13 protein-coding genes are annotated in these 12,897 nt (G+C 59.8%); 6 read left to right on the top strand and 7 right to left on the bottom strand.

Annotated features, from left to right (window positions below):
• The first annotated feature begins 430 nt into the window (after nt 1-430).
• A complete protein-coding gene (gene dacB / locus AR306_RS07140; RefSeq protein ID WP_101496870.1) occupies nt 431-1,861 on the top strand; it encodes a D-alanyl-D-alanine carboxypeptidase/D-alanyl-D-alanine endopeptidase in 1,431 nt (476 codons plus the stop codon).
• A gap of 54 nt (nt 1,862-1,915) precedes the next feature.
• On the opposite strand, the gene AR306_RS07145 is transcribed toward dacB, so the two are convergent.
• Nucleotides 1,916-2,485 (bottom strand): Smr/MutS family protein, encoded by a 570-nt coding sequence (locus AR306_RS07145; RefSeq protein WP_101496871.1) that lies wholly within the window; start codon nt 2,483-2,485, stop codon nt 1,916-1,918.
• 59 nt (nt 2,486-2,544) lie between these two features.
• A complete protein-coding gene (gene icd, locus AR306_RS07150) occupies nt 2,545-3,798 on the bottom strand; it encodes an NADP-dependent isocitrate dehydrogenase (protein ID WP_101496872.1) in 1,254 nt (417 codons plus the stop codon).
• A 282-nt stretch (nt 3,799-4,080) separates the two neighbouring features.
• Between icd and AR306_RS07155 the strand changes: the two genes are divergently transcribed.
• The 5 genes from AR306_RS07155 to AR306_RS07175 all read left to right on the top strand — a co-directional run bounded on the left by AR306_RS07155 (nt 4,081) and on the right by AR306_RS07175 (nt 8,198).
• Complete coding sequence (locus tag AR306_RS07155; RefSeq protein WP_101496873.1) at nt 4,081-4,524, top strand: NUDIX hydrolase; 444 nt, start codon at nt 4,081-4,083, stop codon at nt 4,522-4,524.
• Nucleotides 4,525-4,574: 50 nt separating this feature from the next.
• Entirely contained in the window at nt 4,575-5,693 is a 1,119-nt protein-coding gene (gene mnmA, locus AR306_RS07160; protein WP_101496874.1) for a tRNA 2-thiouridine(34) synthase MnmA, read from the top strand.
• A complete protein-coding gene (gene hflD, locus AR306_RS07165) occupies nt 5,690-6,310 on the top strand; it encodes a high frequency lysogenization protein HflD (RefSeq protein ID WP_101496875.1) in 621 nt (206 codons plus the stop codon). The genes mnmA and hflD overlap by 4 nt, the downstream gene beginning before the upstream one ends.
• Nucleotides 6,310-7,164, top strand: a complete 855-nt coding sequence (locus tag AR306_RS07170) for a DMT family transporter (protein ID WP_101496876.1) — start codon at nt 6,310-6,312, stop codon at nt 7,162-7,164. Before hflD ends, AR306_RS07170 begins: the two co-directional genes overlap by 1 nt.
• A gap of 236 nt (nt 7,165-7,400) precedes the next feature.
• The gene (locus AR306_RS07175; RefSeq protein ID WP_133539591.1) at nt 7,401-8,198 is read left to right on the top strand and encodes a hypothetical protein; all 798 of its coding nucleotides are present in this window, start codon (nt 7,401-7,403) and stop codon (nt 8,196-8,198) included.
• Between the two features lie 17 nt (nt 8,199-8,215).
• Here the strand turns inward: AR306_RS07175 and AR306_RS07180 are convergent, their stop codons facing one another.
• From AR306_RS07180 to AR306_RS07200, 5 genes are all read right to left on the bottom strand, one after another.
• A complete protein-coding gene (locus AR306_RS07180; protein ID WP_101496878.1) occupies nt 8,216-8,521 on the bottom strand; it encodes a BolA family protein in 306 nt (101 codons plus the stop codon).
• Nucleotides 8,522-8,632: 111 nt separating this feature from the next.
• Nucleotides 8,633-9,415, bottom strand: a complete 783-nt coding sequence (locus AR306_RS07185) for a hydroxypyruvate isomerase family protein (protein WP_101496879.1) — start codon at nt 9,413-9,415, stop codon at nt 8,633-8,635.
• Complete coding sequence (locus AR306_RS07190) at nt 9,406-10,290, bottom strand: NAD(P)-dependent oxidoreductase (protein ID WP_101496880.1); 885 nt, start codon at nt 10,288-10,290, stop codon at nt 9,406-9,408. The genes AR306_RS07185 and AR306_RS07190 overlap by 10 nt, the downstream gene beginning before the upstream one ends.
• Before the next feature lie 18 nt (nt 10,291-10,308).
• The gene (gene queF, locus AR306_RS07195; RefSeq protein WP_101496881.1) at nt 10,309-11,139 is read right to left on the bottom strand and encodes an NADPH-dependent 7-cyano-7-deazaguanine reductase QueF; all 831 of its coding nucleotides are present in this window, start codon (nt 11,137-11,139) and stop codon (nt 10,309-10,311) included.
• Nucleotides 11,140-11,273: 134 nt separating this feature from the next.
• Nucleotides 11,274-12,893 (bottom strand): methyl-accepting chemotaxis protein, encoded by a 1,620-nt coding sequence (locus AR306_RS07200; protein ID WP_101496882.1) that lies wholly within the window; start codon nt 12,891-12,893, stop codon nt 11,274-11,276.
• Nucleotides 12,894-12,897 lie beyond the last annotated feature (4 nt).

Below are 12,897 nucleotides of genomic sequence, written 5' to 3' on the forward strand. Positions count from 1 at the left end.
TTGATAGCCAGATATTTGGCCGCATGAGCATACACACCGCGCTGGAGATCACCCTTACGCAGGCTGCTTCTGTAGGTCCGGATTTATCCGGACAAGCCCGGCATCGCCGGGCAACAGAGATTCATGTGCGAATGAATTCGCACCTACGGTCCGGATTTATCCGGGCAAACCCGGCATAGCCGGGCCTCGGAGGTGCGTGTGCGACGTGTGCGACGTGTGCGAATGAATTCGCACCTACAGGTAACCCTTTCGTACAGACGGACTTGCTACTCATAGATACCGGCTAATAAACGGGAAGCCCGATTAAGCAAGTGCCATCACATCTTGACGTCATTTTTTATTACCGGCAGTTCAGGCATACTGTGCTACCTAAACGTTTATCCGGCACAGCAGCCGGTCCATCTTTTTCAAATTCTGCAGTTCATTTTCGATGCGCAAATTTATTTTTTCTGCTTTTCTCGGCCTGTCCGTCAGTCTGACATCCATTGCCCATGCCGCCCATCCTGACGCCAATGACATCCAGCGCGTACTGACACGTCACCAGCTGCCTGCCGACTCCCTGACCCTGATCACCCTGCCCCTGAACGGTACCGCACAGGGCACAAGCTACAACGCCGACAAGTCGGTCAATCCGGCTTCGGTCATGAAACTGGTGACCACCTATGCCGCCCTGGATACCCTCGGCCCGACCTACACCTGGAAAACCGACCTGCTGACCGATGGCGAGGTGATTGGCGATACCCTGCACGGCAACCTGTATTTTCGCAGCGGCGGCGACCCCAAGCTGACCACCGAACGCCTCTGGCTGCTGCTGCGTGACCTCAAGCTGCAGGGCATCAAGCACATTCGCGGCAACCTGATACTGGACGGCAGCTACTACGACATCAAGAACCTGATCGCCTTTGATGGCGAGGCCAGCGACCTGTACCGGCCTTTCATGGTCGAACCCGACGGCCTGCTGATCAACTTCAACGCGCAGCGTTTCATCGTGCGCACCGATCGCGGCAAGGCGGTGGTGGTATCGGACCCGCTGGTTCCCGAAGTGCAGATCAATAACCAGCTGCAGGTAGTTCCGGCCAGAGCCTGTCACGTGCATACCAAGGTCAGTTTCCTGCCGCGCCAGAGTGCCGACCAGCTTAGCCTGACCGTATCCGGCAGCATTCCCGAAGGCTGCAGCAGCGAGCGCTACTTCGCCTTCATTGATCACACGCGCTATTCATCCGGCGTGATCCGGAGCACCTGGGACGACATGGGCGGCACCCTCAACGGCAAAACATTGCTTGGCGAGACACCCGCCAGCGCCAAGCTACTGGCCAGGCTGCCGTCCGCTTCTGTGGCCGACACCATCCGCGACATCAACAAGTTCAGCAACAACACCATTGCAAAACAGTTGTTCATCACCCTGGGTGCCCACTTCCGTACCCCGTCCGATGCCGACGATGTGGTGGCCGCACGTCGCTCCATCAACAACTGGTGGCAAGGGCTGGGCGGCAAGGCCGACACGCTGGTCATCGAAAACGGTTCAGGCCTGTCACGCCAGGAGCGTCTGACCGCCCGAGAGCTGGCCCTGATGTTGCAACAGGCGGCACACAGCCCCTATGCTGCAGAATTTCAGGCATCCCTGCCGGTGGTGGGTGTGGACGGTACCATGCGCCGGCGTCTGGCCAAACAACCCGTTGCCGGCAAGGCCCGCGTCAAGACCGGCACACTGAAAAACGTCCGCGCCATTGCCGGTTACAGCCAGGACAAGGACGGCAACAACTGGGCGGTGGTGATCATTGCCAACCACCACAAGAACCTCAACAACGCCGTGCTCGACGACCTGCTGGCCTCGCTTTACACCCAGCAGCCTGTGCGCTAGGGCAATGCTGTTCCGCCACATGCTGTCCAGGTGCGATCTGTGCGCACCCGGCAGCTAGAAGGAACTCTCGTCCCGCCCTTCCAGCATGGTGCGTTTGAGCAGCACATAGAGCGCACCGGTGCCGCCATGTTTCGGCTGGCATGAACTGAAGCCCAGCACGCGATCGTGCTGACGCAACCATGTGTTGACGTGACTTTTCAGCATCGGCTTGCGGCCGTCCAGCCGGTTGGCCTTGCCGTGGGTGACCCGCACACAGCGCACTTCCAGCTTCACTGCCTCGGCCAGAAAGGCCCATAATTCGCTGCGCGCCCGTTCCACCGTCATGCCGTGCAAATCAATGCTGCCCTCAAAGGCAATCTGACCGGCCTTGAGGCGACGCAACTGGCTGTCCTGCACCCCGTCGCGGCCCCACAACAGAAAGTCTTCCGGCCCCACATCAATCACATACTGATCCGACAGGCCGTCCATCTTTATTTTCGTGCCGGCCTGCACTGCCCGCTGGCGTGCCAGCGTCTGGTTCTGCCTGTCCACCGGCCGGGAGCCGGTCTCCGCCTGATCCACCCGGATCCGGCGTACACCTTTCATCTCGCGGGCAAACAGGGAAAAATCATCATCGTCAGTCATGTTTCGTTCCAGACAAAAACGCCCCACAGGTGTGGGGCGTTTTTGATACAGCAATCAGATTACATCTTGGCAATCATCGCGTCACCAAACTCTGAGCAGGACAGCAGCTTGGCATCGTCCATCAGGCGCTCGAAGTCATAGGTTACGGTTTTCTGGCCAATGGCACCGTTGATGCCCTTGATGATCAGATCGGCCGCTTCGTTCCAGCCCATGTGGCGCAGCATCATTTCTGCAGACAGGATCACGGAACCGGGGTTGACCTTGTCCTGACCGGCGTACTTCGGTGCAGTACCGTGGGTCGCTTCAAACATGGCAACGCTGTCGGACAGGTTGGCACCCGGAGCGATACCGATACCACCGACCTCGGCTGCCAGGGCATCGGACAGGTAGTCACCGTTCAGGTTCAGGGTGGCGATCACGTCGTACTCGGCAGGACGCAGCAGGATCTGCTGCAGCATGGCGTCAGCGATGGCATCCTTGACGATGACGTTCTTGCCGGTTTTCGGGTTCTTGAATTGCATCCACGGACCACCGTCCAGCAGCTCTGCACCGAACTCGTCACGCGCAACCTCGTAGCCCCACTCCTTGAAGGCACCTTCGGTGAACTTCATGATGTTGCCCTTGTGCACGATGGTCAGGGAGTCGCGATCGTTGTCGACCACGTACTGCAGCGCCTTGCGCACCAGACGCTTGGTGCCCTGTTCGGAAACCGGCTTGATGCCGATGCCGCAACCTTCGGTGAAACGGATCTTGGTAACGCCCATTTCCTCGGTGAGGAACTTGATGACCTTGTCGGCTTCCGGGGTACCGGCCTGCCACTCGACACCGGCGTAGATGTCTTCGGAGTTTTCACGGAAGATCACCATGTCCACGTCCTGGGGACGCTTGACCGGGCTGGGTACACCTTCAAACCAGCGTACGGGACGCAGGCAAACGTACAGGTCCAGCTGCTGGCGCAGGGCAACGTTCAGGGAGCGGATGCCGCCACCGACCGGAGTGGTCAGCGGACCCTTGATGGATACAACGTAGTCGCGTACGGCTTCCAGGGTTTCTTCTGGCAGCCAGGTTTCGGAATCGTATACCTGGGTGGCTTTTTCACCGGCATAGACTTCCATCCAGGAAATCTTGCGCTCGCCGCCGTAGGCTTTCTCAACGGCTGCATCAACCACCTTGATCATGACGGGGCTGATGTCAACACCAATACCGTCACCCTCGATGTAAGGAATGACCGGGTTGTTAGGAACGTTCAAGGACATGTCTGCATTAACGGTGATTTTGTCACCGGCTGGCACCTGGATCTTTTGGTATCCCATGCTGTAACTCCGTGGTTAACGTGGTTTAAAACAAAAAACTGTCACGCGTGTGGCCTGACAGAGCTGAAATTCTTCATATAACTGCACATCCGACAACGGATCTGGTGCTTGAGTCACATGTTTTGCAACGCCGGCTATTATAGCATAGTTCCCGCCGGTTACCTTGCAGCTGACCAAGTCTGTTCCACTCCGGACTGCGGGCCATCATAAACCCATACGCGAGGCCCGGTATTACGACCTTAGACTTACGCTTCAAACAAAGCATTCACGGAGCATCTAACCATGACATTCAGCCCCCACATCACCGTTGCCAGCATTGTCGAGCAGGACGGCCGGTTTCTGTTTGTACGTGAGCACACCAGCCGGGGCATCATGATCAACCAGCCGGCCGGACACCTTGAGGCAGGCGAAACCCTCGAACAGGCGGCCGTGCGCGAGACCCTGGAAGAAACCGGCTGGCACGTCAGGATCACCGCCGTCACCGGGATTTATCTGTACCTGGCCCCGAACGGCGTGACCTACCAGCGCCTGTGCTTTGCCGCTACGCCCCTGCAGCGCCAGGATGATGCCGTGCTGGATGCCGAAATCATCGAGCCCTTGTGGCTCAGCCCTGCCGAGCTGCAGGCCGAACGACAACAGTGGCGCAGTCCGCTGGTGATGCAATGCCTGCGGGATCACCTGGCTGGCTCATGCTATCCGCTGGCCATGCTCAAGGGTATTTTTTGACTGCAACCTGATAAACTGCACCCTTTCCAGTCAGCTGTTTTTCGAGAATCATGAACCATCCCCAGCAAACCCGTGTAATCGTCGGCATGTCCGGCGGCGTCGACTCTTCCGTTGCGGCCCTGCTGCTGTTGCAACAAGGCTACCAGGTGGAAGGCCTGTTCATGAAAAACTGGGAAGAGGACGACGGCACCGAATACTGCACCGCCCGCGAGGACCTGGCCGACGCCCGGGCAGTGTGCGACACGCTGGGCATCAAGCTGCATACAGCCAACTTTGCCGCCGAATACTGGGACAATGTATTCGAGCATTTCCTGGCCGAATACCAGGCTGGCCGCACCCCCAACCCGGACATCCTGTGTAACCGGGAAATCAAGTTCAAGGCTTTTCTTGATTATGCCAAAAGCCTGGGTGCCGACCTGATCGCCACCGGCCACTATGTTCGCCGGCTCGACGAAAACGGCCAGAGCCTGCTGCTCAAGGGAGTCGATACCAACAAGGACCAGAGCTATTTTCTCCACGCGGTGGGCGGCCGTGAAATCGCCCAGAGCCTGTTTCCCGTTGGCGAACTGGAAAAGCCGGCCGTTCGCGCACTGGCCGAAGAGCACGGACTGATCACTGCCAGCAAGAAAGACTCGACCGGCATCTGCTTCATTGGCGAGCGCCGCTTTACCGATTTTCTCAGGCAATACCTGCCCGCCCAGCCCGGCCCGATCGAAACCACCGACGGCCAGGTGATCGGCGAGCATGCCGGCTTGATGTACCACACCATCGGCCAGCGCCAGGGGCTGGGCATTGGCGGCATGAAGGACGCCAGCGAAGAGCCCTGGTATGTGCTGGCCAAGGACCTTCAGCGCAACGTATTGATTGTCGGCCAGGGCAATGAGCATCCCTGGCTGTTCTCGCGCAGCCTGGTGGTGCGCCAGGTCAGCTGGATCAACCCGGTGGACGTCACCCGCATTGATGGCCTGAGCGCCAAGGTACGCTATCGCCAGCCCGATCAGAGCTGTAGCGTGGAGCCCCTTGGTGACGGTTTCCAGGTGAATTTCGACCAGCCCCAGCGTGCAGTCACCCTCGGCCAGTCCATTGTATTTTATGACGGTGATGTGTGCCTCGGCGGCGGCATCATCGAGTCCTGCCAACCCTGGGATGAAGGAATTCAGCGGCCATGACCCCACTGCAAGAACAATTGGTGGCTCTTGCCGGCCTGTTCCAAGCGGCACATCTGGTACACAAGCTGGCGCAAACCGGCCAGATCAGCGATGCCTCGCTGGAGTACATGCTCAACACCCTGCTGATACGCAACCCGCAAAGCACGCTGGATGTCTATGGCGGCGATGATTACGCGCTGCGTGACGGCTACCGCACCCTGCAGGCCGCCCTGTTGCGCGACGCCCACAACCTGCCCCGCGAAAGCCTGCGCTACGCCCTGTCCATGCTGGGACTGGAGCAACAGTTCGCCCGCCGCGACGACCTGCTGCAACTGACCGGCGAACGGCTGGAGCGCATCGGCCAACAGGCTGAACAGTTCGGCATTACCAGCAGTGGCGTGGTCGGTGCCTTTGCCGACCTGTACCAGGACACCATCAGCACCTTCAACCAGCGCATCCAGGTGCATGGCGACATGCGTTATCTGCAGCAGGAAGCAACAGCAGCCAAAATCCGCGCATTACTGTTTGCCGGCATCCGCTCCGCCCGGCTCTGGCGCCAGCTGGGCGGCAAGCGCTGGCATCTGTTGTTCAAACGCGGAACCATGCTGACCCAGCTGCAAAACCGCCTGTCGCATTGATGCGCAGCATACAACCCCTGCGTGGCGCAGCCCTGCTGGCCCTGTCGGCCCTGCTGTTTTCGCTGATGGGCGTGTTTATCCGTGAAGCCTCGGTTACGGTCAGCAACGAAGTGATAGTGTTTTTCCGTAACCTGGTGGGCGTGCTGTTCTTTCTGCCACTGGTGCTTGCCAAAGGGTTGCAGCCGCTGAAGACCGACCGGCCACTGACCCACCTGAAACGTACCGCCTACGGGCTGGGCGCCATGTATTGCTTCTTCTATGCCATCGCCCACCTGCCACTGGCCGATGCCATGCTGTTTACCTATTCGGCACCGGTGTTCACACCACTGCTGGCCTGGCTCTGGCTCAAGGAACCGTTGACCAGACGCATGCTGGCACTGTCACTGGTCGGCCTGGCCGGGGTATTGCTGGTCAGCAAGCCTTCGGGGGCCCTGTTCAGCAGCCTGTCGCTGGTCGGCCTGGCCGCCAGTCTGCTCGCCGCCAGCGCCTTTGTGTCCATCCGTGAAATGAGTGACAGCGAGCCGGCCTTCCGTATCGTGTTCTACTTTGCTTTCTTCAGCACCAGCTTATCGGCCATTCCGCTGGCATGGGCCTGGCAGCCGCTGGATTCGCAGCAACTGCTGCTGTTGCTGGCCGCCGGCTTGCTGGCGGCCCTGGCACAGTTTGCCATGTCGCAGGCCTACGCCCTGGCTCCGCCTGGTCTGATTGGCCCGGTGGCCTACAGCGCCATCGTATTCTCCGGCATCATTGCCTGGCTCCTCTGGAACGAAACACCGGGCCCCAGCTCGATCGCCGGTGCCGCCCTGATTTTCACTGCCAGCATCCTGAGCGTAATGCAGAAAAAACCCACCTGAACAGATGCTTCCAATGGCTTGTACCGGCAAGGATCACGTCGGCCGCAACGGAAAAAGCCGGAAAGCCGGCAGCCTGCCTAGATAGCATTTGGCCACCCTATAGATTCGGTTGTAGCTGCCGAAGCAGGCAGGAAGAAACCAAGATGACATACAAGGTCTGATGCAACATGAACCAGCAGCCCGATAACGCCCCTACCGGCACACCAGCACAGCCTGCGTCCCGTCCCGCAGATGAGATGATATCGTCTGAAACTGCGACATCCGCTCCGGAAACTGAAGCGGTCGAATCGCCGTTGCAAAAGAAACAGCAGCTCTGGGCCGGCCTGCCCTACGAAAGCACGCAGATTTTGCGCCTTGCCCCCCTGGCCGCCGAACGTGAAACAGGCTTGCGCCCCCTGCTGTTTGCCTGCCTCAACCGCATCAGCCGCCACAGCAAAGAATTCAGCATGCTGCGCCTGAGCATCACGCTGCCCGAGAAAAAGAATTCGAAAGCAAACAACTGCCTGGAACTCTGGGTTGATCACCGTGAAAAGACCATTCATGTTTTACCCGAGCATGGGCTGGTCACCGATCCGGGCAACCGTGGCCTGGGCCGTTTGCTGCTGGCCCAGGCCATCGACTGGTGCAGTCCAAAATGGCATGACTACAGTTTGCCTACAGTCGGACTGAAAAGCGGCCAGGCCCCCAATGAGCTGGCCCGCTTGCGCCGTGATCACGCCCTGCAGGCACAGGGTTTCACCGTCACCTATAACGACGGCGTACAAATGAGCGCCAGCTGTACCGCTATCCGCCTGGAGCAGCTGGGGCGTGACTGGAACCGGGAAAAGGTCCGCGTGATGGATCACCTGGAAGCCGCACACCTGTTGTACAGCTCGGATCAGAACCTGCGTGCACAGACCGCTCAAATCAAGAAACTGGACGAAAAAATCAGCCTGCTGCAGCGCGATGACAATACGCTCAGGTTCACCATTTTCACCCTGACCTTCTTTGCCATTTTCCAGGCCGGGCTGCTGATCTGGATGGCCACACGCTAGCCAGGGCAGCTGCTCCCTCAGCCCTGCTGCACGTCGTGCAGGCTGCCGCCCATACAATTGGGCGAATCAGGTGCCTGCTCTGCCTGCGACCACTCTTCGGGAGTGTAGGTATGCTGTGCCAGCGCATAGGGCATGACATCTTTCAGTGCTGCATACACCGCCTGCTGACGCCTGACCTTGCTCAGCCCGGCAAACGCCTCTGACACAATCACCGCCTTGTAGTGGGTTTCATGACCACGACTGTGCATGTGGCTTTCATCGGTTACCTCAAGAAATGCAGGGTTGAGCACCTGCAGGGCCGTTTTGATTTTTTCCAGCATCATGATACCGATCCTTCTTGTCCGGTTATTGGAAGTCAGGTATTGACCGGTACAAGCCTGACGCCTGCCCGGAGTTCGCAGCATTTCCGTTGAATTTCCCCGACAATGCACACACTAACGTGAAAAAGCCGCGCTCTGCATCCAGCCAAGGCTCTCTTCGGTGCGACCGGATGGCCGGTATTCCGCCGCCCAGACACCCCGATAGCCGGCCTGCTCCAGCTGATGACGAATAGCCGGAAAATCCAGAACTCCGCTGCCCGGTTCATGCCGCCCCGGGCAATCGGCAAACTGGACATGCCCGATGGCATCCCCGAGCTCGGCAATCGCCTGCCCCGGGTCAATGGCCTGACGCGCCATATGGTACAGGTCCAGCTGTGCCCGGACATTGGGTTGTGCGATCTCGCGCAGCAAGTCCAGCTGTTGTTGCGGGGTATTAAGGAAAAAACCCGGCATATCGAGCGGATTGATCGCCTCGACCAGCACCTCGATATGCAACCGGGAAAAGGCCCGCGCGGCCTCGCGCACATTGGCGGCCAGCGTCATGAAAGCCTGTTCCGGGTCTTGCCCTGCGGTCAGCCGGCCGGCCAGCACATTGACCATTTTCGGCCCGGCAATGGCCGCATACTCCAGCGCAGTATCCAGCGCCTCGGCAAATTCGCGCCGGCGCTGTGGCTGGCACGCCAGCCCGGGCCCACCGTCCATCAGGTCTCCGGCCGGCAGGTTGATCAGCAACAGCGGCATGCCCTGCCGCTCCAGCTCCCGTTTCAGTTCAAGCGGTGACAGCTCGTAGGGAAACTGGATCTCGACTCCGTCAAATCCTGCCTGCCGTGCAGCAGCCACCCGCTCCGGCAAAGGCCGCTCGGTAAACAACAGCGACAGATTGGCAATCAGTTGCATGGTTCCTCCCGGCTGTACAGCTCGATCAGGGTGGACGGATCGCGACCGGCACTGCCGGCGGCAGCATGCATGCGCATCAGCTGGGCCGCAATGCCGCTCATCGGCGTAGCGCTGCCCTGCTCCTGCGACAGGCTGGCCGCCATGTCCAGATCCTTGAGCAGAGTGCGTACATGCCACCTGACCGGTTCAAAGGTACGGCTGGCCATTTGCGGCGCCAGGATCTGCAGCGGCTTGCTGTCAGCAAAACCGCCCGTCAGGGCCGGCGTCAGAAGCTCCGCGTCCACTCCGGCGCGCTGCGCCAGTGCCACCACTTCGGCAATCACCATCGCATTACAAGCCACCAACATCTGGTTGCATATCTTGGTCACCTGCCCGCTGCCTGTCGGCCCCATGTGAGTCAGGCGCTGGCCCAGCTGCATCAGGACCGGTTCCACCCGTGCCAGCACATCGGCAGCGCCACCGGCCATCAGCGTCAGGCTACCGTTTTCGGCACCGCCCACTCCGCCGGACACCGGCACGTCAAGCCAGTGCGCCCCATGCTGCACCACCCGCGCTGCCAGCTCGCGGGTGGCCTGCGGTTCGATGCTGGAGCAGTCAATAATAATCTGGCCTTTTTGCAGGGCAGGCAACACTGCCTCCGTGACCTCGCATACGGCCGAAGTATCCGCCAGGCACAGGATCAGCACGTCACAATGCTGTGCCAGCTCGGCCGGCGTCGCTACCACTGCGGCTCCTTCCGCCTGCAGGGGTGCGCACTTGTCCCGGTTACGGTTCCAGACTGTCAACGGGTAACCGGCCGCCAGCAAGCGCCGGCACATGGGTAGCCCCATCAGGCCTATGCCGGCAAAACCCAGGGTCATGTCTGCTTTGTTCATCGATATGCTCCTGTTTGCCTACTGTCGTACCAGCCGTCCGGTATCCCATGGCGCTTGGTGAGTGCTGCGGTAAGGGTTGATATCCAGCCCGCCCCGGCGCAAATAGCGTGCATGGACGGTCAGCCGTTCAGGTTCGAGCAAACGGTGCAGGTCAAGGAAAATCCGCTCGACGCATTGCTCATGGAAATCCTGATGCTCGCGAAAGCTGACCAGATAACGCAACAGGCCGGCCCGGCAGAGCTTTTTTGTACCCTGGTAATCAATGGCCACACTGCCCCAGTCCGGCTGGCCGGTGACCGGGCAGCACGAGCGCAGCAGATGACTATGGAGTTGCTCGTGAGCGACCTGTTCGCTGGTCTGCAGCAGGCCGGCATCAGGCTCATGGTATTGGCCGATATCAATCTCCAGCCCGTCGATGCAAGCGCCAGGCAAGACTGCCAATCCCTGCGCAGTAGCCTGGTCTAGGTCCAGCATCCGCACCCGGACTGCCGCTCCGGCCACCGCCGACAAGTCATGCTCCATGAGCGAGCAGACGGCATGTGTATCGGCAAAGACGGACTGGTTGAACGAGTTCAGATACAGCTTGAAGGATTTGGATTCGATGATGTTGGGCGAGTCGGCCGGCACTTCTACCTCCGCCATGGCCACCACCGGCTTGCCCGATGGCAACAGCCAGGACAGCTCATAAGCGGTCCAGATGTCGACGCCCAGATACGGCAGCTGCGAGCCGTCAAGGCCAAATTGCTCCCATTTCACCCGTCGCTCGATGGCAAACAGCAGGCTGGCATCATAGCGGGACTTATAACGGGTTTGCTTGCCCAGCAGGGAATGTTCGGCAGGATGTAGCATGGTTGTCTTGCACCTTGATCAGGCTGCCCCGCTCTCTGCCCCATGCAGAAAACCGGTCAGCCAAAACTCCTGATGCAAAGTGTAACAGCAAGGACCTGCCTGCAGCCATGGCATGGCCATGACTGCAGGTGCAATCAGTGCAACCTGAAGCGTTGCAACAAGGCGTTGAGCCCTTCAGCCAGACGGGCCAACTCCTGGCTGGACACCTGTGTTTCATCAGCACCGGCAGAAGTCTGGGCTGACAGGTCGTGAATTGCCACCAGACTTCTGTCGACTTCCTGCGCGACCATCGCCTGCTCTTCAGCCGCACTGGCAATGCTCAGGTTCTGCTGGTTGATCTGGTCCATCAGCTCGGCCGAACGGTTCAGCACTTCCAGTACGTCGTATGCCATTTCCCGCGTGCTGGTCACCCAGCGACTGCTGGTTTCCATATTGTTGACTGCCACCTCGGTTTCATTCTGCACGTTGCCGATCATGCGCTCGATTTCCACCGTGGACTCCTGGGTGCGGCCGGCCAGCGCCCGTACCTCATCGGCCACAACGGCAAACCCGCGTCCCTGCTCGCCGGCCCGGGCGGCTTCGATCGCGGCATTGAGCGCCAGCAGGTTGGTCTGCTCGGCAATGGCACGAATCACTTCGATGACCTGACCGATCTCCTGCACATTACCGGCCAGACGGCCAATACCTTCATTGGTCTTGCCGATCTCCGCCGACAACTTGTCGATGGTGTCCACGGTTTCCTGCAGCCTGCCCTGCCCGGTACGGACCTGAACCTGGGTCTGCTCGGTGTTGCGCGAGGTATTGTTGGCATTGCCTGCCACTTCTTCGATGGCCGCTGTCATCTCGTTGACGGCGGTAACCGCCTGTTCCAGCTGGCTGCTCTGCTCATGCACCGTACGGCTGGAGTCATTGGTAATCAGGCTGAGCTCTTCCGATGTGCTGGCCAGTTGCTGGGACGAGTCGGTGATGTGCTCAAGGGTTCCGCGCAGCTGCTCCTGCATCTGCTGCATCGCGCGGATCATGTCACCTGCCTCATCGCGGCCGCTGTCCTGCACATCACGGGTCAGATCTCCCTCGGCAATGCGCCTGGAGGTTTCCACCGCCAGCCGCAACGGCACCAGCAGGCTGCGGCTGAACAGCATGGCCAACACAATCATCGCCACCAGCGCAGCCACAATGGCAACCGTGATGCTGGTCAGCGAGCTGGACTCTATCGACTGCGCGTTGGCAACGCTGGCACTGGCCTGCTGCATTTCAAACGCAACCAGTGCATTCACGGCTTCCACAGCCTGCGCTCCCTGGGCTGTCAGGCGAATGTCAATCTCCTCGGCCAGCTGCTCCTGGCCAGCCTGGCGTGCCTGCATCCACTGCCCCAGCGATACATTGTAGACCTCCACCAGCGAAACGGCCTGCTGCAACAGCTTGCCACCCTCGGCAGAAACGATTGCTGCCAGCTTGTCGCCATTGGCCTTGAATGAGCGACCAGCCTCCTCAACTGTTCTCAGGGCTGACTGCTTGGCTGCCTCGTCAGAAGTCAGGGCAAAGTTGGCGGTATACAACCGCATGGTCAGGAAGTCGCGACGCATTTCACCTACCGCTGCCACCTGTGGCAAACGCAGCGTGCCCAACTCTTCGGTGATGTGCCCGAGCCGGTTTTGCTGCACTATGGAAAAAACGCCCAGTAACAGGGTGATCAGACCCAGCAGGCCAAAAAAAAGTGCCGCCCGGGGGGCAATGCGCAGGTTGCGGAACATGGCA

This window comes from Thiopseudomonas denitrificans (assembly GCF_002866065.1).
In the GTDB taxonomy this organism is placed as follows: domain Bacteria; phylum Pseudomonadota; class Gammaproteobacteria; order Pseudomonadales; family Pseudomonadaceae; genus Thiopseudomonas; species Thiopseudomonas denitrificans.

Bases quoted from the DNA above. Each gene is read 5' to 3' on its own strand.
- AR306_RS07185 (WP_101496879.1), bottom strand. From the start codon at position 9,415: ATGCAACTGATTGCCAATCTGTCGCTGTTGTTTACCGAGCGGCCTTTG.
- mnmA (WP_101496874.1), top strand. From the start codon at position 4,575: ATGAACCATCCCCAGCAAACCCGTGTAATCGTCGGCATGTCCGGCGGC.
- hflD (WP_101496875.1), top strand. From the start codon at position 5,690: ATGACCCCACTGCAAGAACAATTGGTGGCTCTTGCCGGCCTGTTCCAA.
- AR306_RS07190 (WP_101496880.1), bottom strand. From the start codon at position 10,290: ATGAACAAAGCAGACATGACCCTGGGTTTTGCCGGCATAGGCCTGATG.
- icd (WP_101496872.1), bottom strand. From the start codon at position 3,798: ATGGGATACCAAAAGATCCAGGTGCCAGCCGGTGACAAAATCACCGTT.
- AR306_RS07175 (WP_133539591.1), top strand. From the start codon at position 7,401: ATGATATCGTCTGAAACTGCGACATCCGCTCCGGAAACTGAAGCGGTC.
- dacB (WP_101496870.1), top strand. From the start codon at position 431: ATGCGCAAATTTATTTTTTCTGCTTTTCTCGGCCTGTCCGTCAGTCTG.
- AR306_RS07170 (WP_101496876.1), top strand. From the start codon at position 6,310: ATGCGCAGCATACAACCCCTGCGTGGCGCAGCCCTGCTGGCCCTGTCG.
- queF (WP_101496881.1), bottom strand. From the start codon at position 11,139: ATGCTACATCCTGCCGAACATTCCCTGCTGGGCAAGCAAACCCGTTAT.
- AR306_RS07145 (WP_101496871.1), bottom strand. From the start codon at position 2,485: ATGACTGACGATGATGATTTTTCCCTGTTTGCCCGCGAGATGAAAGGT.
- AR306_RS07200 (WP_101496882.1), bottom strand. From the start codon at position 12,893: ATGTTCCGCAACCTGCGCATTGCCCCCCGGGCGGCACTTTTTTTTGGC.
- AR306_RS07155 (WP_101496873.1), top strand. From the start codon at position 4,081: ATGACATTCAGCCCCCACATCACCGTTGCCAGCATTGTCGAGCAGGAC.
- AR306_RS07180 (WP_101496878.1), bottom strand. From the start codon at position 8,521: ATGATGCTGGAAAAAATCAAAACGGCCCTGCAGGTGCTCAACCCTGCA.